Origin of the sequence: Mycobacterium sp. Marseille-P9652 (genome assembly GCF_902652685.1) — a bacterium.
Classification (GTDB): Bacteria; Actinomycetota; Actinomycetes; order Mycobacteriales; family Mycobacteriaceae; genus Mycobacterium.
In genome coordinates, this window is the sequence record NZ_CACRUY010000017.1 from 22,434 (window position 1) to 47,559 (window position 25,126).

10 protein-coding genes and 1 pseudogene are annotated in these 25,126 nt (G+C 71.9%); 2 read left to right on the forward strand and 9 right to left on the reverse strand.

The window, feature by feature from the left end; translation table 11 throughout:
• Together GPY60_RS11750 and GPY60_RS11755 are read right to left on the reverse strand one after the other, a co-directional pair.
• A complete protein-coding gene (locus GPY60_RS11750) occupies positions 1 to 12,477 on the reverse strand; it encodes a type I polyketide synthase (protein WP_156687849.1) in 12,477 nt (4,158 codons plus the stop codon).
• A gap of 369 nt (positions 12,478 to 12,846) precedes the next feature.
• Entirely contained in the window at positions 12,847 to 13,209 is a 363-nt protein-coding gene (locus GPY60_RS11755; protein ID WP_156687850.1) for a hypothetical protein, read from the reverse strand.
• A 170-nt stretch (positions 13,210 to 13,379) separates the two neighbouring features.
• Between GPY60_RS11755 and rbpA the strand changes: the two genes are divergently transcribed.
• A complete protein-coding gene (rbpA, locus tag GPY60_RS11760; RefSeq protein ID WP_023364597.1) occupies positions 13,380 to 13,715 on the forward strand; it encodes an RNA polymerase-binding protein RbpA in 336 nt (111 codons plus the stop codon).
• Between the two features lie 28 nt (positions 13,716 to 13,743).
• On the opposite strand, the pseudogene lnt reads toward rbpA, so the two are convergent.
• From lnt to GPY60_RS11780, 3 genes and pseudogenes are all read right to left on the reverse strand, one after another.
• Positions 13,744 to 16,544: pseudogene (lnt, locus tag GPY60_RS11770) on the reverse strand (apolipoprotein N-acyltransferase).
• Positions 16,537 to 18,084, reverse strand: a complete 1,548-nt coding sequence (locus GPY60_RS11775; RefSeq protein WP_156687893.1) for an amidohydrolase — start codon at positions 18,082 to 18,084, stop codon at positions 16,537 to 16,539. Before GPY60_RS11775 ends, lnt begins: the two are co-directional and overlap by 8 nt.
• Positions 18,085 to 18,178: 94 nt before the next feature.
• Positions 18,179 to 18,676 carry an FxsA family protein gene (locus GPY60_RS11780; RefSeq protein ID WP_156687853.1) on the reverse strand — a complete coding sequence of 166 codons (498 nt, stop codon included), beginning with the start codon at positions 18,674 to 18,676 and terminating at the stop codon, positions 18,179 to 18,181.
• Between the two features lie 73 nt (positions 18,677 to 18,749).
• On the opposite strand from GPY60_RS11780, the gene GPY60_RS11785 reads away from it, so the two are divergent.
• Complete coding sequence (locus GPY60_RS11785) at positions 18,750 to 19,454, forward strand: dienelactone hydrolase family protein (protein ID WP_156687854.1); 705 nt, start codon at positions 18,750 to 18,752, stop codon at positions 19,452 to 19,454.
• A 7-nt stretch (positions 19,455 to 19,461) separates the two neighbouring features.
• Here the strand turns inward: GPY60_RS11785 and GPY60_RS11790 are convergent, their stop codons facing one another.
• From GPY60_RS11790 to GPY60_RS11805, 4 genes are all read right to left on the reverse strand, one after another.
• On the reverse strand, positions 19,462 to 20,310 hold the full coding sequence (locus tag GPY60_RS11790) for a type 1 glutamine amidotransferase domain-containing protein (protein ID WP_156687855.1): 849 nt from the start codon (positions 20,308 to 20,310) through the stop codon (positions 19,462 to 19,464).
• Positions 20,311 to 20,313: 3 nt separating this feature from the next.
• Positions 20,314 to 20,703 (reverse strand): PPOX class F420-dependent oxidoreductase, encoded by a 390-nt coding sequence (locus GPY60_RS11795; RefSeq protein WP_156687856.1) that lies wholly within the window; start codon positions 20,701 to 20,703, stop codon positions 20,314 to 20,316.
• A 102-nt stretch (positions 20,704 to 20,805) separates the two neighbouring features.
• Positions 20,806 to 24,381 (reverse strand): cobaltochelatase subunit CobN, encoded by a 3,576-nt coding sequence (cobN, locus tag GPY60_RS11800; RefSeq protein WP_156687857.1) that lies wholly within the window; start codon positions 24,379 to 24,381, stop codon positions 20,806 to 20,808.
• 3 nt (positions 24,382 to 24,384) lie between these two features.
• Complete coding sequence (locus GPY60_RS11805) at positions 24,385 to 25,053, reverse strand: alpha/beta hydrolase family protein (RefSeq protein ID WP_197283648.1); 669 nt, start codon at positions 25,051 to 25,053, stop codon at positions 24,385 to 24,387.
• Positions 25,054 to 25,126 lie beyond the last annotated feature (73 nt).

Sequence of the window (25,126 nt, forward strand, 5' to 3'; positions counted from 1 at the left end):
CTACTCGTCGTCATCGTCGCGCAGCGCCGCGTTGACCAGGGCGTCGAGGTCCATGCCCGCGATGTCGGTTTCGGTGGTCGCCGCGGTGGACGCGGGACCGCCGCTGTCGGACTCATCGGCCAACGCGAGCAACAGGTCCAGCACGCCGGCCTGGCGCAGGCGCTTGACCGGGATGGACCCCACCACCCGCTGGATCTCGGCCTCCCCCGGCGCGGCCGCCGCGACGCGCTCCTGCGACGAGCCGATGAGTTCGGAATACATGTAGCCGGCCAGGGCCGCCGAGTTCGGGTAGTCGAAGATGAGCGTCGGCGACAGCGGCAGTCCGGTTGCGGACTTGAGCCGGTTACGCATCTCGACGGCGGTCAGCGAGTCGAAGCCCAACTCCTGGAACGCCCGGTCCGGGTGAATCGCCTCCGGGCTCGAGTTGCCCAGCACCGTCGCGATGTTGGAGCGCACCAGGTCCAGCAGCACCGCCTGCTGCTCGTCCTCGGGCAGCCCTTCGAGGCGCTGCAGCAGAGCCGATTTCGACTTCGCGGCGGCGAGCGAGTCGTCCACCTGGCGCCGGGTCGGCGCGTTGATCAAATCGACGAACATCGGCGGCAGCGTTCCGCTGTCGAACTTGACCCGCAGGGCGGCAAGGTCGATGTGGGCGGGCAGCATGAACGGCTCGTCGACGATCAGGGCGGTGTCCATCAACGACAGCGCCTCGTCGGAGGACATCGCGACGATGCCGTCGCGGCCGAACCGGGCGCGGTCCGCCGCACCGAGCGCGCCCGTCATCGCACTGGCCGCATCCCACAGGCCCCAGCCCAGCGAGATCGCGGGCAGCCCCTGCCGGCGCCGGCGCACCGCCAGCCCGTCGAGGAACGAGTTGGCCGCCGCGTAGTTGGCCTGCCCCGACGCGCCGGCCAGGCCGGCCATCGACGAAAACAACACGAACGCCGCCACATCGGTGTCCCGGGTGAGCTCGTGCAGGTTCCACGCCGCGTCCACCTTGGCCCGCAGCACCGCATCGATCCGTTCCGGTGTCAGCGAGGAGATCACCGCGTCGTCGAGCACCCCGGCGGCGTGGATCACCCCGGACAGCGGCCGCTGCACGGGAATGTCGGCGAGCACCTTCGCCAGCGCCTCCCGGTCGGCCGCGTCGCAGGCCACCACCTTGACGCGCGCGCCGCTTGCGGACAGCTCGCTGACCAACTCGGCGGCCCCGGGCGCGTCCAGACCGCGGCGGCTCACCAGCACCAGATCGCGTGCGCCGTGCCGCGACACCACGTGCCGCGCCAACGCCGACCCCGCCATTCCGGTCGCCCCGGTGATCAGCACAGTCCCCGCCACCCACGCGTCCGGCAGGGTCATCACGACCTTGCCCACGTGGCGGGCCTGGCTCAAATAGCGCAACGCCGCCGGCGCGCGCCGGATGTCGAACCGGGTCACCGGCAACGGCCGCAGCACGTCGTCGGCGAACAGAGCCGCGAGCTCGTCGAGCATCTCGGCGATCCGGTCCGGCCCGGCCTCGAACAGGTCGAACGCGCGGTAGCGCACGCCGGCGTGGTCCCGCGCGACGGTCTCCGGGTCGCGGATGTCGGTCTTGCCCATCTCCAGGAACATCCCGCCGGGGGCGACCAGGCGCAGGGAGGCGTCGACGAAGTCACCCGAGAGCGAATCGAGCACCAGGTCCACGCCTCGCCCCCCGGTGACGGCACGGAACTTGTCCTCGAATTCGAGGCTGCGCGAGTCGGCGATGTGATCGTCGTCAAAGCCCATGGCCCGCAACGTGTCCCATTTCCCGCGGCTCGCCGTGGCGAACACTTCCAGACCCAGGTGGCGGGCCAGCTGCACCGCGGCCATTCCCACCCCGCCGGCAGCGGCGTGCACCAGGACCCGCTGGCCGGCCGTGACACCCGCCAGATCGACCAGGGCGTAGCGCGCGGTGGCGAACACCACCGAGGCCGTTGCGGCCGCGGTGTGCGACCACCCGGCCGGCACTTTGACGAGCAGCCGATGATCGGTGACGGCGACCGTTCCCGTCCCGTCCGGGAACAGCCCCATGACGCGGTCGCCGACCGCGAAACGCCCGTCGGCGGAGACCGTTTCGACAACGACGCCCGACGCCTCGATGCCCATGACCGCGTCCGGGTCGGGATAGAGGCCGAGCGCGATCATGACGTCGCGGAAGTTGGCGGCGATGGCCGAGAGGGCGACGCGCACCTGACCGGGGCCCAGCGGCGCGTCGGCGTCGGGGATCCGCTCGATCCGGAGGTTCTCGATCGTGCCGTGACTGCTCATGCCCAGCCGCCAGGCGCCGCCATCTGGCGGCACCAGCAGAGTGCCGACGGCGCGGCTGCCGAGCACCCGCGCGGTGTAAACGGTTCCGTTGCGCAGCAGCACCTGTGGTTCACCGACCGCCAACACCGACGCGACCGCGTCGGCATCCAGCGGGGCATCGGTGTCGACGAGCACGATGCGGCCCGGATGCTCGGTCTGGGCCGACCGCACCAGCCCCCACACCGCGGCGCCCGCGAGGTCGGTGACATCCTCCCCCGGCAACGCCATCGCGCCGCGGGTCGACACCACCAACGTCCCCGCGCCGTCGCGGGCCAGCCACGACTGCAGCACCGGCAGCACCGCCCGAGTCGCCGCGTGCACCTCCGTCACGACGTCACCGGCCACCGGCTCGCATTCGAACAAGACCGCCGACCGGTCTCCCTCGGCGCCGTCGGGTTCCGTTGCGCCCCAAGCACTTAGGGACACGGACTCCACCGCGGTCACCGGCTGAGCCGACCAGACGACCTCGAAGAGCCGGTCGGGACCCGAATTCGACACGGCGGCAAGCAGTTGCCGATCGGTGACCGGCCGGGCCACCATCGACGCCACCGACAGGACCGGCAGCCCCAACCCGTCGGCGAGTTCGATGGACACGGCCGACTCGCCCACCGGCAGAATCCGCGCACGCACCCCCGTCGCGCCAGCGGCGTGCAGGGACACCTGCTGCCACGAGAACGGCACCAGCATGGACCCTTCGGCGATTTCGTCGCCTTCGGACGCCAGGATCACCGCGTGCAACGCGGCATCGAGCATCGCCGGGTGGACGCCGAACCCGGACACCGACACACCCGCGTCGGCGGGCAGACTCACCTCGGCGAACACCTCGTCGCCGCGACGCCACATCGACGTCAGGCCCCGGAACGCGGGCCCGTAGCCGTACCCGCGCTCGGCCAACCGCTCGTACCCGTCGCCCACGTCCACCGGAGTCGCACCGGCGGGCGGCCACGCCGACAGGTCCGCACCGGGCTGCACGGAGCCGGCGCGCAGGACGCCCTCGGCGTGCAGCAGCCACGCGGCGCCCGCCTCGGCACGCGAAAACACCGACACCGAGCGGGCACCCGAATCGTCGGCGCCGCCGACCATCACCTGAACCGCGACCGATCCGCCCTCCGGCAGCACCAGCGGGGCGGCCAGATTCAGCTCGTCGACGATCCCGCAGCCCACCTCGTCCCCGGCGCGGACCGCCAGCTCGACGAAGCCGGCGCCGGGGAACAGCACCACGCCACCGACGGCGTGGTCGGTCAGCCACCCTTGCGCCGACGGCGACAACCGCCCGGTGAGCACGACCCCGCCCGACGCCGGCAGCTCCACGACGGCGCCCAGCAGGGCGTGTTCGCCGGCGGCCAGCCCCAGACCCTCGGCGTCGGCGGGGGCGCCGTCGCCCGAGAGCCAAAAGCGCCGCCGCTCAAAGGCGTACGTGGGCAGCTCGACGAAATTCGCCGCGCCGAGCGGTCCGCGCCAGTCCACGTTCATTCCGGCGACGAACCCCTGCGCCACGGCGTTGACCAGCGTCGCCGGCTCCTCGCGGTCCTTGCGCAGGGCCGACATCGTCACGACGGGGGCGTCGGCCAGCAGTTCTTCGATCGATGCCGTCAGCCCGCTGCCCGGCCCCACCTCGAGGAAGCGGTTCCCGCCGGCCGAATGCACGAACCGCACGCTGTCGGCGAATCGCACGGCTTCGCGCACGTGCCGCTTCCAGTACCCCACCGAGGCGAAGTCGTCGCCGGCCGGCTGGCCGGTCACGTTCGAGACGATCGGGATGGTCGGCTTGCCGACGGCGAGTCCGGCCGCGACCGTGCCGAATTCGTCGAGCATCGGGTCCATTAGCGGCGAGTGGAAGGCGTGGGAGACCGACAGCCGGTGGACGCGGCGGCCGTCCGCGCGGAATCTGTCCGCCACCGCGGCCACCGCATCCTCGGCTCCCGAGATCACCACCGACGCGGGCCCGTTGATGGCAGCGACGCCCACTGCGGCTTGTTCAGCGGGGCCGAGCAGCGGCCGCACCTCGTCCTCGGTCGCCTCCACGGCGACCATCACGCCACCCGCGGGCAGTGACTGCATGAATCGGCCCCGGGCGGCGACGAGCACCGCGGCGTGCTCGAGCGACAGCACGCCGGCGACGTGCGCGGCCGACAGCTCACCGATCGAGTGCCCCATGACGAAGTCCGGCCGCACGCCCCACGATTCGAGGAGCCGGAACAGCGCGACCTCGACCGCGAACAACGCGGGCTGCGCGAATTCGGTTGTGTGCAAGAGGCTTTCGTCGTCGCCCCACATGACGTCGCGCAGCGGCCGCAACAGGTGTTGGTCCAGCTCCCCCACGACCGTGTCGAAGGCCTCGGCGAACACCGGGTATGCGGCGTGCAGCTGCGATCCCATGCCCAGGGTTTGAGATCCCTGGCCGGGGAAGACGAACACGGTCTTGCCCCCGGGCGCGGCCGTGCCCGCGACGACGGAGACCGGCTCGCCGACGGCCACCTCGTCGAGGCCGGTCAGCAACCGTTCGCGGTCACCGCCGACCACCACCGCCCGATGCTCGAAGTTCGACCGGCCCGCCAGCGACCACGCGACGTCGGCGATGTCGAGCTCGTCGTGCCGGCGGAGGTGCCCGGCCAACCGAGCGGCATGAGCGCTCAACGCCGGCAACGACTTCGCCGACACCACCCACGGCACCACCGGCGGCGTGGGACGGTCACCGGCGGCCGGCGCCTCGACCGGCGCGGCTTCGATGATCACGTGCGCGTTGGTGCCGCTGATGCCGAAGGACGACACTCCGGCCCTTCGGGGCCGGTCGCCGGGCCATGCCCGCGGCTCGGTGAGCAGCGACACCGCCCCCGCCGACCAATCCACGTGCGGGCTGGGCTCGTCGACGTGCAGGGTCGCGGGCAACAGCCCGTGGCGCATCGCGAGCACCATCTTGATCACCCCGGCCACCCCGGCCGCGGCCTGCGTGTGACCCATGTTCGACTTGATCGAGCCCAACCACAGCGGCTCGGCCCGGCCCTGACCGTAGGTAGCCAGAAGTGCCTGCGCCTCAATAGGATCGCCCAGCATCGTCCCGGTGCCGTGGCCCTCGACCGCGTCCACCTCGGCCGGCGAGAGCCCCGCGCTGGCCAGGGCGGCGCGCACCACCCGCTGCTGCGACGGGCCGTTCGGCGCGGTCAACCCGTTCGACGCCCCATCCTGATTCACCGCCGAACCGCGCACCACCGCCAACACGGGGTGGCCCAGCCGCTGCGCGTCCGACAACCGCTCCACCACCAGCATGCCGCCGCCCTCGGAGAATCCCGTGCCGTCGGCCGCGCCGGCGAACGCCTTGCACCGGCCGTCGGCGGACAGACCGCGCATGCGGCTGAACTCCACGAAGATGTCGGGCGTGGCATTGACCGTGACGCCGCCGGCCAGCGCGAGGTCGCACTCCCCCGACCGCAGCGATTGCACCGCCATGTGCAGCGCCACCAACGACGACGAGCACGCGGTGTCCACCGACACCGCCGGGCCCTCCAGCCCCAGCGCATACGACACCCGGCCCGACGCGACGCTCGACGACTGCCCGGTGAGGCGGAAGCCCTCCGCGGCCGGCGCGGCGCCCATGCCGTAGCCCTGCGTGTAGACGCCGGCGAACACGCCGGTGGCGCTGCCCCGCAACGCGCCCGGTTCGATTCCGGCCCGCTCCAAGGCTTCCCACGACAGCTCGAGGAACATGCGCTGCTGCGGGTCCATGGACAGCGCCTCGCTGGGCGCGATGCCGAAGAAGGCGGGGTCGAAGTCGGCGACGCCGTCCACGAATCCGCCGGTGCGCGTGTAGCACGTGCCCGCCACATCGGGGTCCGGGTTGTACAGCCCGGCCAGGTCCCAACCCCGATCGGTGGGGAAGTCGGACAGGACATCGCGACCGGCGGTCAGCATGTCCCACAGGTCGTCCGGGCACGCCACCCCGCCCGGGTAGCGGCACGACATGCCGACGATCACGATCGGATCGTCCTGCGTGGACCGCACGACCGGGGCCTGCTTGATCTCCTGCGGCACCCCGGCAAGTTCCGTGCGCATGTAGCCGGCGAGGGCGTTGGCTGTGGGGTAGTCGAAGATCAGCGTGGGCGAAAGCGCAAGGCCGGTAGCGGTTTTCAGCCGGTTGCGCATCTCGACCGCGGTCAGCGAGTCGAATCCCAACTCCTGGAACGCCTTGTCGGGGTCGATCGTCTCGACATTGCTGTTGCCCAACACGGTGGCGATGTGCGAGCGGACCAGATCGAGGAGCACGGCATGCTGCTCCGCCTCGGGCAGCCCGTGCAGGCGGTGCGCGAGCGCCGACTTCGACTTCGCCGCGGCCAGCGAGTCGTCGACGCGGCGCCTGGCCGGCGCGGTGACCAGGTCGGCGAACATCGGCGGTATCGCCGCGGCGTGGGCGCGCAGCGCGCCGAGGTCGATGCGGGCCGGTGCGATCACCGGTTCGTCGACGATCAGCGCGGTGTCGAACAATTCCATCGCCTCGGCCGACGACAGCGCCAGGATTCCGTCGCGGCCCAGCCGCGCGAGGTCGGCGGCGTCCAGGCCGCCGGTCATGGCGCTGGCCTGGTCCCACAGCCCCCATGCCAGCGAGACCGCCGGCAACCCGTGCGCCCGACGGTGCGCGGCCAGCGCGTCGAGGAAGGTGTTGGCCGCGCCGTAGTTGCCCTGGCCCGCCGAGCCGACGAGTCCGGCCATCGACGAGAACATCACGAACGCGGACAGTTTGAGGTCGCGGGTCAGCTCGTGCAGGTTCCATGCCACGTCCACCTTGGCGCGCAACGCCTGATCGACGCGCTCGGGCGTGAGCGAGGTGACAACGGCGTCGTCGAGCACGCCGGCCGCGTGGACGACGGCGGACAGGGCGCCCCGCTCGGCGATGCCGGACAGCACCGCCGCCAGCGCCGCGCGGTCGGCCGCGTCGCACGCGACCGCTCGCACCCGCGCGCCGGACGCCTCCAGCTCCGCGACCAGCTCGTCGGCCCCCGCCGCGTGCGGACCGCGGCGGCTCAGCAGCACCAGGTCCCGGACGCCGTGGTGGGCCACCAGGTGGCGGGCCAGCGTGGCCCCCGCCATGCCGGTCCCGCCGGTGATCAGCACCGTCCCGGACGCCAGCGCTGAGGGAAGGGTCATGACGACCTTCCCGATGTGGCGGGCCTGGCTCAGGTAGCGCAGCGCGCTGCGCGCGCGGCGGATGTCGAACGTGGTCACCGGCAACGGGTTCAGCACCCCGGCGTCGAACAGCCCGGCCAGGTCGAGCATCCACTGATGCATGCGGGGACGGCCCGGTTCGAACAGGTCGAAGGCGCGGTAGCGCACACCCGGGTGCTCCCTGGCGACCGCGCCGGGGTCGCGGATGTCGGTCTTGCCCATCTCCAGGAAGATGCCGCCGGGGGCCACCAGCCGCAGTGAGGCGTCGACGAAATCTCCCGCCAGCGAGTCGAGCACGACGTCAAAGCCACCGCCCCCGGTGACCGCCCGGAACTTGTCCTCGAAGTCCAGGCTGCGCGAGTCCGCGATGTGGTCGTCGTCCAACCCCATGGCCCGCAGGGTGTCCCACTTGCCGCGGCTGGCGGTGCCGAACACCTCGAGGCCCAGGTGCCTCGCCAACTGGACCGCCGCCATCCCGACCCCGCCGGCGGCGGCGTGGATCAGCACCCGCTGGCCGGGCCTGACTTCGGCCAGGTGGACGAACGCCATGTACGCCGTGGTGAAGACGGCCGAGATGGCCGCCGCTTCGGGATAGGACCAGCCGGCGGGCATCGGAACCAGGAGCCGCACGTCGCCGGCGACCAGGGTGCCGCTGCCGTCGGGGAAGAATCCGTAAACCGAATCACCAACCGCGAATTCGGTGACACCGGGCCCGACCTCCACCACCACGCCGGCGCCTTCGCCGCCGAGCAGGGCGTCGTGGGTGAACATGCCCAGGGTGATCATCACGTCGCGGAAGTTGGCGGCGATCGCGCGGAGCTCCACCCGAACCTGGCCCGGCTCCAGCGGCGCGCCGGCGTTGGGAACCGGCTCCAATTGCAGGTTTTCGAAGGTTCCGGCGCTGCTGATGCCGAGCCGCCAAGGCCCCTCCGCGGGAGGCGACATGATGCCGTCGACCGCGCGGCTGCCGCGCACCCGGGCGGTATGGATCTCCCCGCCGCGCAGCAGGACCTGCGGCTCGCCGGTGGCGAGCACGGCCGCCACCGCTGAATCGTCAAACGGCGCATCGGAATCCAGCAGGACGATGCGGCCCGGATGCTCGGTCTGCGCCGATCTCACCAGACCCCACACCGCCGCGCCCGCCAGATCGGTGACGTCCTCTCCCGCCAACGCCATCGCGCCCCGGGTGGCCACGATCAACACCGACGGGTCATCCGCGGTGAGCCACGACTGCACGGCGGCCAGCGCCTCGTGCGTGCGCTGGTACGTCTCAGTGACGGGATCCTGTCCGGTGTCATGGGATTCGAGCAGGCGGTACGAGGGAGGCGGGCCCGCAGGCTTTGGTGTGGGTGTCGCCTTGGACCAAACCACCTCGAACAGCCGGTCCGCGCCCGCGCCCGACACGGCGGCGCGCAGCTGCTGCTCGCTCACCGGGCGGGCGACCATCGCGGCCACCGACAGCACGGGCAGGCCCAGCCCGTCGGCCAGTTCGATCGACACCGCCCTCGAAGAGCCGCCCGCGGGCGCGATACGCGCACGCACGGCCGTCGCCCCCGCGGCATGCAACGACACCCCCTGCCACGCGAACGGCAACACGACTTCGGTTGCGTCGGTTGACGTTCCGTTCGCCACGATCATGGCGTGCATCGCCGCGTCGAGCAGGGCCGGGTGGATGCCGAACCCGCCGACCCCGCCGGCCGACTCGGGCAGGCGCACCTCGGCGAACACCTCGTCACCGCGCGCCCACACCGAGGTCAGTCCCCGGAAAGCCGGGCCGTAGCCATAGCCGCGCGCGGCCAACCGCTCGTAGCCGTCGGCCGCGTCGACCGCGACCGCACCCGTGGGCGGCCAGGCCGACAGGTCGGCGGCCGGCTCGACCGAGCCGGTACTCAGGATTCCCTCGGCGTGACACACCCACCCTGCGTCGGCGCGGGAGAACACGGAGACGGAGCGCGAGCCCGATTCTTCGCTCGCACCGACAACCACTTGCACGGCAACCGAATCGGCGGCCGTCAGCATCAGCGGCGCTTGCAAGGTCAGTTCGTCGACCGTCGAGCAGCCGACCTCGTCGCCGGCGCGGATGGCCAGTTCGACGAACCCGGTGCCCGGAAAGACCACCGCACCGGAGACGGCATGGTCGGCCAGCCACCCCTGCAGGCGGGTCGACAACCGGCCCGTCAGCACCACCCCGCCCGATGCGGGCAACTCCACGACCGCGTTCAGCAGCGGGTGCTCGCTGATCCCCAGCCCCAGGCCCGCGGCGTCGGCCGCGACGCCCTCGCCGGACAGCCAGAACCGTCTGCGGTCGAACGCGTACGTCGGCAACTCCACGAAGGCGCCGCCCTCCAGCACGCCGCGCCAATCCACGCTCACACCGGCGACATACGCCTCGGCGGCCGACGTCAGAAACCTCTCGAGCCCGCCGTCGTTGCGGCCCAGCGTGGGAACGACGATGGCCGCGGGGTCGTGGGCCGCGCAATCGCCGGCGGTCGCCTCGATCCCCGCGATCAGCGCCGGGTGCGGGCTGGACTCGACGAAGGTGCGGTAACCGTGCTCGCATGCGGTGCGCACGGCCTGGTCGAACTGCACGGTCTGCCGGATGTTGCGGTACCAGTATTCGGCGTCCAATCCGCTTGTGTCCAGGCGGTTTCCGGTGACCGTGGAGAAGAAGGCGGTGCGGGTGGAGCGCGGCTCGATGCCGTCGAGGACGTCGGTGAGCTCGCCGCGGATGGCTTCGACCTCGACCGAGTGCGAGGCGTAGTCGACGTCGATCCGCCGCGTCCGCAGGTCCAGGTCGGCGCAGAAGCCGACGAGTTCGTCGAGGGCGTCGACCTCGCCCGACACCACGACGGCGGACGGACCGTTGACCGCGGCGATGCTGACCCGGTTGCCGTAGGGCGCCAACAGTTCCCGGGCCCGCTCCGTGCTGCACGCGATCGACAGCATGCCCCCGGGACCGGCCAGCGACCGCAGCAACGCACTGCGCAGGGTGACCACCTTCGCCGCGTCGCGCAACGACAGCGCGCCGGCGACATACGCCGCCGCGATCTCACCCTGCGAGTGCCCGATCACGGCGTCGGGACGGACTCCCACCGACTTCCACAGTTCGGCCAGCGACACCATCACGGCAAACAACACCGGCTGGACCACGTCGACGCGGTCGAGGCCCGGGGCGCCGGGCGCACCGCGCAGCACGTCGGTGAGCGACCAGTCCACGAATTCGGCGAACGCCTCTTCACACGCGCCGATCTGTTGTGCGAATGCCGGTACGGATTCGAGCAATTCGACACCCATGCCGAGCCATTGCGAGCCCTGGCCGGGGAAGACGAAGACGGTCTTGCCGGCGGGCGCGGCGACGCCCTGAACGACGGACACGGGCTCGCCCGACGCCAACTCGTCCAGCCCGGCCAGCAACCGATCACGGTCGCCGGCGACCACCACGGCCCGGTGCTCGAAGGCCGACCGGCCGGCCAGCGTCCAGCCCACATCGGCGGCCGTCAACTCGTCATGGGCACGCAGGTGCGCGGCCAGCCGCGCGGCCTGAGACCCCAACGCCGACGCCGACTTCGCCGACACCACCCACGGCACCACCGGCGGCGCCGAATGTGGCTCGCGCGGCGGCGATTCCGGCGCGTCCTCGACGATCACGTGCGCGTTGGTTCCGCTGATCCCGAACGACGACACGCCGGCCCGGCGCACATGACCGTCGGCCTTCCAGGCCCGCGGCTCGGTGAGCGGCGACACCGATCCCGCCGACCAGTCCACATGAGGGCTGGGCTGGTCGACATGCAGGGTCGCCGGCAACGTGTCGTGGCGCATCGCCTGCACCATCTTGATCACGCCCGCGACACCCGCCGCGGCCTGCGTGTGACCCATGTTCGACTTGACGGAACCCAACCAGAGCGGCTCGGCCCGGTCCTGTCCGTAGGTGGCCAGCAACGCCTGCGCCTCGATCGGGTCGCCCAGCGTCGTGCCGGTCCCGTGGCCCTCGACCACGTCCACCTCGGCCGGCGAAAGCCCCGCATTGTCCAACGCGGCCCGCACCACCCGCTGCTGCGACGGACCGTTCGGCGCGGTCAACCCGTTCGACGCCCCATCCTGGTTCACCGCCGAGCCGCGCACCACCGCCAGCACCGGGTGCCCCAGCCGCCGCGCATCCGAGAGCCGCTCCACCACGAGCATCGCGCCGCCCTCGGACCAGCCGACGCCGTCGGCCGCCCCCGCGTACGCCTTGCAGCGGCCGTCCGGCGCCAGGCCACGGTGGCGGCTGAATTCCACGAAAACCGTTGGGGTGGCGTTGACGGTCGCGCCCCCGGCCAGCGCCAGGTCGCACTCCCCGGACCGCAGCGACTGCACCGCCATGTGCAACGCCACCAACGACGACGAACACGCGGTGTCCACCGACACCGCCGGGCCCTCGAGTCCCAGCACGTACGACACCCGGCCCGACGCCACGCTGGACGTCATGCCGGTGAGCCGGTAGCCCTCGATCTCCTCGGCCAGCATGCCGTAGCCCTGGACGATGAGGCCCGCGAATACGCCGGTCGCGCTGCCGCGCAGCCCGGTCGGGTCAATTCCCGCCCGCTCCAACGCCTCCCATGACAGCTCGAGCAGCATGCGGTGCTGCGGGTCCATCGCCAGCGCCTCGGTGGGCGCGATGCCGAAGAAGGCCGGGTCGAAGTCGGCCACCCCGTCGACGAAGCCGCCGGTGTTGACGTAGCACTTGTGCCGCGCGTCGGGGTCGGGGTCGAAGAGGCCGGCGAGGTCCCAGCCGCGGTCCGTGGGAAAGTCCGAGATCACGTCGCGCCCGTCGGCGACCATCTCCCACAGGCCTTCCGGAGAGTCGATCCCGCCCGGGAAGCGGCAGGACATACCGACGATGGCGATCGGCTCGCTGGCCCGCTCCAGCAGCGCGCGATTGGTGCGCTTCAGGCGTTCCACCTGGACCAGCGCCTTTCGCAGCGCTTCGGTCGCATGCTGGAGTTGATCAACCATTCCCTCGCCTAACCCTTGCCTAACGTTGGCCGTCCGCTACCGCCGGGGTGCAACCACGGCGGCGCCCTGCCGAATCACGGAATGCGCTGCACGAAACGGTGTCGTCGCCTGGTCAACGAGCGTCGTGCTGCTTTCCGACACAAGTTCGCTGGTGAGTATGTCCAAACACGGCACGATTTCACAACGTACGACCCGTCCGCTAGCCGAGGACCGGCGTCGAGGGGAGGAACGCCGTGCCCGCGAAGATGTGGCGCTGCGCTCCCGACGCGCCCGCTACACACGGGTTTCCCGTACGCGTGCGGGCTCCCCGGTCCATGGCGCGACTGTACCCGGCGTGCCTGAGGCGCGGTCCGAGGCGGCGACGCCGCGTCACACACCGGCCCGGCGCCAGCCGTCGGCGGCCCGGGCGGCGTTCATCAGCACGTCGCAGAGTTCGCGCAGTTCGGCCGGCGGGGCGCCCTCGTCCAGCGCGGTTGCGACGTCCTCGGCGGCGCATCGGACCTGGTAGATGCGGTCGGCAAGGTCGGCGGCGTCGTCGGCCGACAGCACCACCGCGTCGTCGGGCACGGCGGTCGAGCCCGCCCGGTGCGCGCCCTGGCTGAGCGAGGCCCGCTGTTCGTATGCCCGCTGGCGGCAGGACTGCCGGCAGTACTGGCGGCGCCGGCCCAGCCCGGCGTCGGCCACGTCGCGGCCGCACCAGCGACACGGCTGGGGGTGGGCGCGGCGGTTCACGCCGCCGACTTTAGCGGGCCTGCTTGGCGATCACCGGTATCATTGAGGGTCGCGTCGCGCATCCTGGAAAGTCGCCCGGGAACTACCTGGGGCGTCTTGACGTTTGCTTACACGGAGATTGACTCATTTCGGAGCCGCGAAGGCTCGAGGGACCAGAGGAGTAGCACGCCATGGCTGATCGCGTCTTGAGAGGCAGTCGCCTTGGAGCCGTGAGCTACGAGACCGACCGCAACCACGACCTCGCGCCGCGCCAGATCGCGCGGTACCGCACCGAGAACGGCGAGGAGTTCGAGGTCCCCTTCGCCGACGACGCCGAGATCCCCGGCACCTGGCTGTGCCGCAACGGCATGGAAGGCACCCTGATCGAGGGCGACCTGCCGGAGCCGAAGAAGGTGAAGCCGCCGCGCACGCACTGGGACATGCTGCTGGAGCGCCGCTCGGTCGAGGAGCTCGAAGAGCTGCTCAAGGAGCGCCTGGAGATCATCCGCTCACGCCGTCGCGGCTGACCGCGCCCCGCGTTTCAGGGGCGACGCGTCACGCGTGGTCGTGGGCGCGGGCGTCCTTACCGCGATTGAGCCGCCCCTCGACGCCCCACCGGGTGACCTTGCCGAGCGCCTCACGGATGTTCGATCCGCTCATCTTGGAGACGCCCAGCTCGCGCTCGGTGAACGTGATCGGCACCTCGACGATGGTGAACCCGTTGCAGACGGTGCGCCAGGTCAGGTCGATCTGGAAGCAGTACCCCTTCGAGTCGACGGCGTCGAGGCCGATCGTCTCGAGGACCTCGCGCCGGTAGGCGCGGTAGCCGGCGGTGATGTCGTGGACGCCGATGCCCAGCGCCATGCGCGCGTAGGTGTTGGCCGTCCAGGACAGCGCCCAGCGTCGCCACGGCCAGTTGCGGACCGAACCCCCGTCGACGTAGCGCGAGCCGATGGCCAGATCGGCTCCCGCATCGACGGCGTCGAGCAGGCGGTGCAGCTGTTCGGGGGCATGGCTGCCGTCGGCGTCCATCTCGACGAGCACCGCGTAGTCGCGGCTCAAACCCCACGCGAAACCGGCGAGATACGCCGCTCCCAGGCCGTCCTTGGCGGTGCGGTGCATGACGTGCGTGCGACCGGCGTCGGCCGCGGCCAGCTCGTCGGCGAGCTGTCCGGTGCCGTCCGGGCTGCTGTCGTCGACGATGAGCAGGTGCACGTCCGGGCAGGCGTCCTTGAGCCGTCGGTGGATGACCGGCAGGTTCTCCCGCTCGTTGTATGTCGGGATGATCACCAGTACGCGCTGGCTCGGAAGGTCGCCGGGGACCCTGGGTGCCGGCTTTCCGGTGGTCATGTAGCTCCTCTGTCTCGCCCGGATTCTGTGTGGCCGCCCTCGCCGGCCGGTGCCTCGTGCGTCGTCTCCGCGTCGTCGTCCGGTGGACGTGCGTCGCCGCCCCCGTCGGGCGCAATCTCGTGCGAAGCCTCGTCGGCGTCCTCGCCGGCGGGCGGATCGGCTCCGCCCTTCGGCCCGGGTCCGGAAGGCCCGGACCTGAGACGGAGCGGACGCGGGAACCATTCATTCTGCCGTATCCCGGCCAGAATGACCGCCCCGGCCGCCGCGACCAGAACCCACTGCACGATGGGCGCCCAGCGCGTCGCCGGCGTCAGCTTCGTCTTGAGCCGCACCTGGATGTCCAGGTAGGCCGGCTGGAAGAAGTCGGTGCGCACCAGCTCGGCGCCGTCCGGGGCGATCACCGCGCTGATCCCCGTCGTGCCGGCGACGACGACGTACCGGTCGTGCTCGACGGCCCGCACCTTGGCGAAGGCGAGCTGCTGTTCGCTCATCGTCTGGTTGAAGGTGGCGTTGTTGCTCGGCACGGCCAGCAGCTGGGCGCCGTTGAGCACGGCCTTGCGGGGGGCGCGGTCGAAGATCACCTCCCAGCAGGTGGACACCCCGACCGGAACCCCGGCGATGTGCACCACCCCGCTGCCGGTCCCGGGAACCATGTGTCCGGCCCGGTCGGCATAGCCGGAGAGGTGCTTGAACAGCCAGGGCATCGGTAGGTACTCGCCGAACGGTTGCACGATCTCCTTGTCGTGCCGGTCGGCGGGACCGGTGCCCGGGTTCCACACGATGACGGTGTTGGTGTACTCGGGGTTCTGCGCCGGGCGCCCGGGCACGTCGAGCACGGTCCCGATGAGGATCGGCGCGCCGACCGCGGCGGCGGCTTGCGCAATCTCCTGCGCGGCGTCGGGGTTGGCGAAGGGGTCGATGTCGGACGAGTCCTCGGGCCAGATGACGAACTGGGGTTGTGGGGCGACGCCCGAGCGGACGTCCTCGGCCAGGCGCAGCGTCTCGCGGACGTGGTTGTCGAGTACCGCCCTGCGCTGCGCGTTGAAGTCGAGGCCGAGGCGCGGGACATTGCCCTGCACGGCGGCGATCGTGACCGAGGGGTCGCCGCCGGAGCCCGCCCCGGAGTGCCGGACCTGCGGCCAGACGGTGATCGCGGCGAGCAGGACGAGGCAGATGCACACGGCGGGCAGCAGCACCGCGGGCGCCTGCCCGGGATGCGTCGCGTCGTGGGCGCGGCCGTGGCGCAGCCACGCCGCGACCTCGCGGCCGAGCGCGGTCACGCTGAAGCCCACCAGCATGGTCGCGGTGGACAGCAGCGCGACGCCGCCGAGTTGCACCAACGGCAGCAGCGGGCCCTGCGCCTGACCGAACGCCACCGAGCCCCAGGGGAAGCCACCGAACGGGACGGCCGACTTCAGCCACTCCTGGGCGCCCCACAGCACCGCGAACCAGACCGGCCAGCCCGGCAGCCCCCGCGCCACGACGGCGAGCAGGCCGAACAGCGCCGGGAACAGCGCGCACGTCGTCGACAACGCCAGCCACGGCACGGAGCCGACGAGGCCGCTGATCCACGGCAGCAGCGGCACATACAACGCCAGGCCGAACACCAATCCGTAGCCGAAGCCGCCCGCCAGCGTCGTCGCGCGGTTCGTGAGCACCCACCCGAACAGCGCGGCGGCGACGACGGCCGCCCACCACCAGTTCAGCGGGGGAAAACTCGCGCACAGCAGCAGTCCGCCCGCCACGGCCGCCGCCAACCGCGTCAGGCGGGGCAGCAGCCAGGCCCTGACGGCGGGCAGCCGGGCGGCCGCGCCCGCGCCCAGCCTCGCCGCGACCCGGCGCGGCGCCGGCTGCTCCGGCGGGGGGGCGACCTCGGTGGGCTCCTCGTCGCGGTCGGACTCGGCTTCGTCGCTGATCGGGTCGGTGTCCGGCGGGGCTGCGACGCCCTCGTCCCCCGGATCGGCATCGGCGGGGCCGGTCCTCCGCGGGAGCCACCCCCTAGCCATGGATCACCGCGCCCCGGTGCACCGTGCGCAGGCAGCGCGGCAGGGGGTCGGTCGGGCCCAGCCGCGGCAGCGCCGGCACCCGGGAGCGCGGATCGGTGGACCATCGCTGGACCCCGTCGGGGGGAGCGCTGACCTCCAGCTCGCCGACGTCCCAGACGGCGTAGGAGGCGACCGCTCCGGGCACCAGGGTGCCGGCCGTCTCGTCGCGGATACCGGCGGCGCGCCAGCCGCCGCGCGTCGCGGCCGCGAAGGCGGCCCGCGGCGAGATGCCGCTGCCGGGAGTGCGGTGGTGCACGGCCGCTCGCACGCTCGCCCACGGCTCGAGGCCGGTCACGGGGGTGTCGGAGCCTAGCGCGAGGGGCACGCCTTGGGATGCTAACAGCGCCAGCGGGTTGAGCCGGCTGCCTCGCTCGGCGCCGAGCCGCCGCGCGTACATGCCCTCGGCGCCACCCCACAGCGCGTCGAAGTTGGGCTGCACGCTCGCGATGACGCCCCAGGCGCCCAGCTTGGCGGCCTGCCCGGGGGTGACCATCTCGGCGTGCTCGAGGCGGTGTCCGCAGCGCGCCACGGCCGGCACCCCGGCGTCGGCGACGACGCGTTCGAAGGCGTCCACCGCCGCCGCGACCGCCGCGTCGCCGATGACGTGGAACCCCGCCGTCACCTGCGCCTCGGTGCACGCCCGCACGTGCGCCTCGACGGCATCGGGGTCCAGGTAGCAGGCGCCGACGCGGTCCGGCGCGTCGGCGTACGGCTCGTGCAGCCACGCGGTCCGGGAACCCAGCGCGCCGTCGACGAACAGGTCCCCGGCCAGCCCGCGGGCGCCCGTCTCGGCGATGAGCGCCCGGGCCTGCGCCGCGCTGCTCACCGCCTCGCCCCAATAGCCGATGACCTCCACGCCCTCATCGGTGGCATCTTGATCAATGGCACAGAGCCGGCGCCAGTCGTCAAGCCCGCCGATCTGGGGCCCGGCGCACTCGTGCACCGCGACGATCCCGCAAGCGGCCGCCGCCCGCAGCGCCGCGGCGCGGGCGTCGGCCAACTGCGCGGGGGTCAGCAGGTCCCGTGCGACGGCCCGGACCAGGTGGTGCGCGTCGCCCGCCAGCGGCCGCTCGGGGTCGAAACCGGCGGCCGAAGGCAGGTCGGGCACCAGCCGCCGCAGGGCCGTCGAGGCCAGCGCGGAGTGGACGTCGACGCGGGTCAGGTAGGCGGGACGGTCACCGAGCACGGCGTCCAGGTCGGTGGTCCCGGGCGCGGCGCCCTCCGGCCACGACGATTCGTCCCAGCCGTGCCCCCACACCGGGAGGCCGGGATGGGCCGCCGCGTAGTCGGCGACCATCCGCAGGCAGTCCGCGCGGGACGCCGCCGGGCGCAGATCCAGCCCGATAATCGTCAGGCCGGTCGCGCTCAGGTGAACGTGGCTGTCCACGAAGCCCGGGGCCACGAAGTCGCCGTCCAGGTCCTCGACGTCGGCGTCCGGGAACTGGCCGCGGCCGACGTCGTCGGCGCCCAGCCACACGACCACGCCGCCGCGGACCGCCATTGCGGTCGCGTCGGGGTGCGTAGGGCTGTGCACCCTCCCGTTGACGAGCAGGGTCGTGGCGGGGCGATCGGTCACAGGCCCAAGCTACGGGGGATCAGACGCCGCCGGCGCGGCCGTTCGGCAGGGCCGGCGCGTCGACGTCGTGAACGTCGATGACCTCTCCGTCGATGTAGTCGCCGCCGCCCTGGTAGGCGCGAACGCGCGGCGCCCGGTAAGCCGTCGCGTACCCGAGCAGCGGAATCCGCCGGCGCAGGCCCCGCGCGGCAACCGGAGCCGCGATCACCCGAAGGGGCGGCCACAGCAGCAACAGCCCTAACACGGTGGTCACCAGTCCCGGAACCATCACGAGCCCCATGGCCAGCGTCACCATCGCGCCGTCGCTCACCAGCGCGCGCCGCTCGTTCAGGCCGGAACGCAGTTGCCCGATCCGGTGCACGAGGTGCGAACCGGCCATCGGGGCCAGGACGCCCCAGCCAAGCAGCGAGGTGGCCAACAGCACCAGCAGGGTCCAGCCCCAGCCGACCGTCGACACCAGCGCGATCACCGCCGCCAGCTCGACGACGGCGTAGACGAGAAACAGCCGCCACATCATGTGACGCCAACGTCCCCGGACCGCACCGAAGTTCCCCTGTCGGCACCTGCGGCGGCTGCGATTAGATGACGGTATGACAACGATTGAGCTCGACACCCCGGACGGACCGATCGACGCGCTCCTCGACGTGCCGGAGGGGCAGGGCCCGTGGCCGGGAGTGGTGGTGGTGCACGACGCGTTCGGCTACGGGCGCGACAAGCAGGCGCACAACGAGCGCATCGCGCGCGCCGGCTACGTGGCGATCACCCCGAACATGTACGCACGCGGCGGGCGCATGCGCTGCATCACCCGGGTCATGAAGGAACAGCAGATGCAGCGTGGCCGGGCTTTCTCCGACATTGAGGCCGCCCGCGATTACCTGAAGGCGCTGCCCGAATGCACCGGCCGGGTCGCCATCGCCGGTTTCTGCATGGGGGGCCACTTCGCGCTGCTGATGTCGCCGAAGGGTTTCGGTGCTTCCGCGCCCTTCTATGGCGCTCCCCTGCCGCGCCATCTCGACAAAGCGCTCGACGGGGCGTGCCCGATCGTGGCCAGCTTCGGCGCGCGCGACCCGCTCGGCCGGGGAGCGCCCGAGAAGCTGCGGGCGACCATCGATCGCAAGAACATCACCGCCGACGTGAAGGTCTACCCCGACGTCGGGCACAGCTTCGCCAACGACCTGCCCGCCCAGCCCCTGCTTCGCGTCGCGGGTTTCGGCTACGACGAGGCCGCCACCGAGGACGCGTGGCGCCGCGTCTTCGCGTTCTTCGGCGAGCATCTGGCGGGCACAACGCCGTAGCGGCCCGTCACTTCAGCTTCCGTGACACGACCGCCGCGAAGGTGTGCGTGTCGCCGGGCCAGCGCGCCGATACGTAGTCGCCGTCGTCGACGACGAACGCCGCACGGTCGTCGGTCGCCGTGTCGCGGACCATTCCCGAGGACCTGAGCCACCGGTGCGGTGTGCCGTGGTCCACGTCGCGGAAATCCGCCGGATCCCGCAGCGCGCGAGTGACTTCCGCCTGCACCGACATGTATCCGTCGGGCTGGCCCGCCTCTTCGGTGTAAGTCCGGTAGTAGTCGCGGTCCCAGTACCGGGTGACCCGGGTGAGCCGCCACGCCAGGCCCTCCATCGCCCACGTCAGCGCCGTGGTCCTGCGGCCGTAGAGCACCGATCGGCCGGTGCGCGGGTCGATGCTGCGCGCGGCGAGCAGCACGCCGTGGCAGATGGCCGCGACGATCAGCCCGCGGGCGAAGGCGTCCACGACGAGCCGGTGCAATATCTCGCTGTCGATGTAGCTGCGCATGCCGCGGGCGCGGTGGCCGCCGGGCAAAACCAGGGCATCGATGCCGTCGAGCGTGGCGTCCCGCCAGGCGATCGGCTGCCGAAACTCGTTTGACGCCAACATCTCTCGGTAGGCGCTGCGGCCCGCCTTGTTCGCGCGCAGCGCCAGCCCGACGATCGGGAGCCCGCCGGGCAGCTTCGACCAGATGTCCAGGCCGCGGCCGGTCAGCATGATGTCGTCCGCCGCCCCGGGCCGGCCGCTTTCGGTTGCGAAGACCACGCGGTGATCGTCGCGGGTCAGCACCCGCCAGCTGACCGCGACCTCGGTCGGGTCGAAGTCACGGTCCGGGATCGGGATCAAGACCGTGCCCATGGGTCAGCCGGCGTTCAGCCTCAGCTCGAGCCCGATGTTGTTGTTCGCACCGCCGCGCAGCTTGCTGACGAAGTTGAAGACCTTGCCGACGATGCCGTACCGCCTGCCGATCGCGTCGTACACGGCGGGCGTCTGCGACTTGTCGAGGACGGTCGCGGTGGCCTCGACGGCCTCGCTGGTCGACTGCCCGCGCATGGTGCAGGTCGCCAGCGTCACCCGGGGCGTGTTGCGAATTCGCTTGACCTTCCACGACTCTGCACCGGTGATGACCAGGAGCCGGTCACCGTCGCCCGCCGCCCAGATCGGGGTCGGCTTGGGCCGGCCGTCCTTGGTGAAGGTGGTCAGCAAAAGGTATTGCGACTTGGCCAGGTCGGCGAAGGTCGGGGTGGTCACGGGAGTCAACTTACTGGCAGCCGGCCTGCCGCGCGAGCAGACGCAAAGGCACGCGAATCCCCGGCGTGTCGCGTGCTTTTGCGTCTGTTCGCGGGAAGGAACTCAGCCCTCCAGGTCGCCCTCGGTTTCCAGCAGCGCCTGGCGCAGGCCGTCGAGGGTCTCGGGCTTGGGCTGCGCCCACATGCCGCGGCCGGCCGCCTCCAGCAGCCGTTCGGCCATGCCGTGCAGCGCCCACGGGTTGGACTCGGCCATGAACTTGCGGTTCTCGGGGTCGAGCACGTAGCTCTCGGTGAGCTGCTCGTACATCCAGTCGGCCATCACCTGAGCGGTCGCGTCGTAGCCGAACAGGTAGTCGACCGTCGCGGCCATCTCGAACGCGCCCTTGTAGCCGTGCCGGCGCATGGCCGCCATCCACCGCGGGTTGACGACGCGAGCGCGAAACACCCGCGTCGTCTCCTCGGACAGCGTGCGGGTGCGGATCGCGTCGGGCCGGGTGTTGTCGCCGATGTAGGCGGCCGGCGCCTGCCCGGTCAGCGCCCGCACGGTGGCCACCATGCCGCCGTGGTACTGGAAGTAGTCGTCGGAGTCGGCGATGTCGTGCTCGCGGGTGTCGGTGTTCTTGGCGGCGACGGCGATGCGCCGGTATTGGCGGTTCATGTCGTCGACCGCCTCGCGGCCGTCGAGGTCGCGGCCGTAGGCGAAACCGCCCCAGGCGGTGTACACCTGCGCCAGGTCGGCGTCGTCGCGCCAGTTGCGGCTGTCGATCAGCTGCAGCAGCCCGGCGCCATAGGTGCCCGGCTTGGACCCGAATATCCTTGTGGTGGAACGTCGTTCGTCACCGTGCTGGGCCAGGTCGGCCTGGGCGTGCGCGCGCACGTAGTTGTCGGCGGCGGGCTCGTCGAGGCCGGCGACCAGCCGCACCGCGTCGTCGAGCATGGTGACGACGTGCGGGAAGGCGTCCCGGAAGAAGCCCGAGATCCGCACCGTCACGTCGATGCGCGGGCGGCCCAACTCGGACAGCGAGATCGGCGTGAGGCCGACGACCCGGCGCGAGGCGTCGTCCCAGACCGGCCGAACGCCCAGCAGCGCAAGCACTTCGGCGATGTCGTCACCGGACGTGCGCATCGCCGACGTGCCCCATACCGACAGGCCGACCGACTCCGGCCAGCGGCCGTGCTCGTCGCGGTAGCGCGTGAGCAGCGAATCCGCCAGCGCCACACCGGCTTCCCAGGCCAGCCGCGACGGCACGGCCTTCGGGTCGACGGAGTAGAAGTTGCGGCCGGTGGGCAGCACGTTGACCAGCCCCCGCAGCGGCGACCCCGAGGGGCCGGCGGGGACGAAGTGGCCGTCCAATGCCCTGAGCACCTGCTCGATCTCACCCGCGGTGCCGGCGAGCCGCGGCACCACCTCGGTGGCCGCGAACCGCAACACGCGCGCCACCTCGGGATTGTCGGTGATCCGTTCGGCCGCTTGCGGATCCCAGCCGGTGGCCTGCAGCGCTGCGACGAGTCCGCGGGCCGCGCCCTCGGCGGCGTCCACCGAGGACCGTTCGTCGGTGCCGTCCTCGGCGAGCCCGAGCGCCTGGCGCAGGCCCGGCAGGACGTGTTCGCCGCCGAACAGCTGCCGGGCCCGCAGGATGGCCAGGACGAGATCGAGTTCGGCTTCGTCCGTGGGCCGTTGGCCGAGGATGTGCAGCCCGTCGCGGATCTGGACGTCCTTGATTTCGCACAGCCAGCCGTCGACGTGCAGCAGCATGTCGTCGAAGGAGTCCTCTTCCGGCCGTTCGGTGAGCCCCAGATCGTGGTCCATCTTGGCGGCGCGGATCAGCGTCCAGATCTGCTGGCGGATCGCGGGCAACTTGGCGGGATCCAGCGCCGCGACATTGGCGTGCTCGTCGAGCAGTTGCTCCAGCCGCGCGATGTCGCCGTAGGTTTCCGCGCGCGCCATCGGGGGGATGAGGTGGTCGACGAGCACCGCGTGCGCGCGCCTCTTGGCCTGCGTGCCCTCGCCGGGGTCGTTGACGAGGAACGGGTAGATCAAGGGCAGGTCGCCCAGGGCGGCGTCGGGCCCGCAGGCGGCCGACATGCCCAGCGTCTTGCCCGGCAGCCATTCCAGGTTGCCGTGCTTGCCCAGGTGCACCACCGCGTGCGCTCCGAAGCCCGAGTCGAGCCAGTGATAGGCCGCCAGGTAGTGGTGGCTGGGCGGCAGGTCCGGGTCGTGGTAGATCGCAACCGGGTTCTCGCCGAACCCGCGGGGTGGCTGCACCATGAGGATCAGGTTGTCGGCTTGCATTGCGGCGATGACGATCTCGCCCTCGGGATCGCTGGTCCGGTCGACGAACAACTCCCCCGGCGGCGGCCCCCAGTGCTTCGTGACCGCGTCGGTCAGTTCTTCCGGCAGAGTCGCGAACCAGTCCCGATAATCCTTGGCGGACAGGCGGATCGGGTTTCCGGCGAGCTGCCCCTCGGTGAGCCAGTCGGGATCCTGGCCGCCCCGCTCGATCAGCGCATGGATCAGCGCGTCGCCGTCACCCGCCTCGACGCCGGGCACGTCTCCGACGCGATAGCCGTGTTCTCGCATCGCCCGCAGCAGAGCGACCGCGCTGGCGGGCGTGTCGAGCCCGACGGCGTTGCCGATGCGGGCGTGCTTGGTGGGATACGCCGAGAACACCAGGGCCACCCGCTTGTCGGGCGGCGCGACGCGCCGCAGCCGGGCGTGCCGCACCGCCAGGCCCGCGACCCGCGCGCAGCGCTCGGGGTCGGCCACATAGGAGATCAGCCCGTCGTCGTCGATCTCCTTGAACGAGAACGGAACCGTGATGATGCGGCCGTCGAACTCGGGCACCGCCACCTGGGTGGCGACGTCGAGCGGGCTCAGGCCGTCGTCGTTGTCGGCCCATTGCGCGCGCGGGCTGGTGAGGCACAACCCCTGCAGGATGGGGACGTCCAGGGCCGCGAGGTGTTCGACGTTCCAGCTGTCATCGGAGCCGCCGGCCCCCGCGTCCGCCGGTTTGAGGCCGCCGGCGGCCAGCACGGTGACGACCATGGCGTCGGCGTCGCCGAGCCGTTGCAGCAGTTCGGGTTCCGCGGTGCGCAGCGACGCGCAGTACACGGGCAGCGCTCGCGCGCCCTGATCCTCGATCGCGCGGCAGAGCGCGTCGATGTAGGCGGTGTTGCCCGCCAGATGCTGCGCGCGGTAGTAGAGCACCGCGATGGTTGGGTCACCGTCGGGACGCGCATGGCGCCGCTCGAGTTCGCCCCACGTCGGCGTTGCGACCGGCGGCGCGAACCCGAACCCCGTCATCAGCACGGTGTCCGACAGGAAGGCGTGCAGTTGCCGCAGGTTGTCCACGCCGCCGTGCGCCAGGTAGATGTGCGCCTGGACGGCGATGCCGGCCGCGGTCGTGGACAGGCCCGTCAGCTCGGCGTCGGCGGCCTGCTCGCCGCTGACGAGCACGGTCGGGATGCCGGCCGCGAGCACCGTGTCGATGCCGCTCTGCCAGGCGCGGTAGCCGCCGAGGATGCGGACCACCACGATGTCGGCGTCGGCCAGCAGGTCGGGTAGTTCCACGTCGGCGATCCGCGACGGGTTGGCCCACCGATAGTTCTTGCCGCTGGATCGGGCGCCGATCAGGTCCGTGTCGGACGTGGACAGCAGCAGGATGGTCGGGTCAGCCACCCATCATTCGTACCGCAGGGTGCCCGCGATGCGGGCGGCGACCTCGGCGGCCACCCGCCGCGCCTCTTCGCTCGTCCCGGGCACGTAGCGGTCGGCGGCGGCGTCGTAGTCGGCGCCGGCGATCGACCCATGGTCGGCCGCCAGCTCGATCAGCTCGACGGGCCAGCCGACCCGCTTCAGGTCGGCGGCGAAATCCCGGCTCGCGCTGACGGGCACGGCGTCGTCCGCCACACCGTGCAGCAGCGTGAACGGCGACCCGACGCGCGCGCAGGCCAGCATGTCGGTCAGCGGTCGGCCGGAGCAGGGGTCGGGGATCATGAACGCGCCGGCCAGGCACACGGTGTGCACGAGGTCGACGCCGTAGTGGCCCGCGTCCAGCGCGACGCCCGCCGCGGCGGCCCCGCCCATGGACCACCCGACGAGCACCAGGCGGTCGGCCCGTTCGCGGGTGAATTCGAGGGACGCCAACAGGTCGGCGCGCCCGCCGTCGTCGGCGTGCGAGTTCCAATCCGGCGCCACGACGGCGGCGCCCCGGTCCGCGACCAGGCGCGCCAGGGGCCCGACGGCGGCGCGGGCGTCGGTCTGCATGCCATGCCAGAGCAGGACGGTGGGTTGACCCGCCTCGCCGAAGACATCGGCCAACCGCCCCGGCGCGTACTCGACCGTCTCCACGGGCACTCGTGTGCCCGCCGGGGCACGCATTCAATCTCGAGCGTGCACTCACGGCATTTGCGCCGATTCTCGC

Bases quoted from the DNA above. Each gene is read 5' to 3' on its own strand.
- GPY60_RS11750 (WP_156687849.1), bottom strand. From the start codon at position 12,477: ATGGTTGATCAACTCCAGCATGCGACCGAAGCGCTGCGAAAGGCGCTG.
- rbpA (WP_023364597.1), top strand. From the start codon at position 13,380: ATGGCTGATCGCGTCTTGAGAGGCAGTCGCCTTGGAGCCGTGAGCTAC.
- GPY60_RS11775 (WP_156687893.1), bottom strand. From the start codon at position 18,084: ATGGCGGTCCGCGGCGGCGTGGTCGTGTGGCTGGGCGCCGACGACGTC.
- GPY60_RS11780 (WP_156687853.1), bottom strand. From the start codon at position 18,676: ATGATGTGGCGGCTGTTTCTCGTCTACGCCGTCGTCGAGCTGGCGGCG.
- GPY60_RS11785 (WP_156687854.1), top strand. From the start codon at position 18,750: ATGACAACGATTGAGCTCGACACCCCGGACGGACCGATCGACGCGCTC.
- GPY60_RS11790 (WP_156687855.1), bottom strand. From the start codon at position 20,310: ATGGGCACGGTCTTGATCCCGATCCCGGACCGTGACTTCGACCCGACC.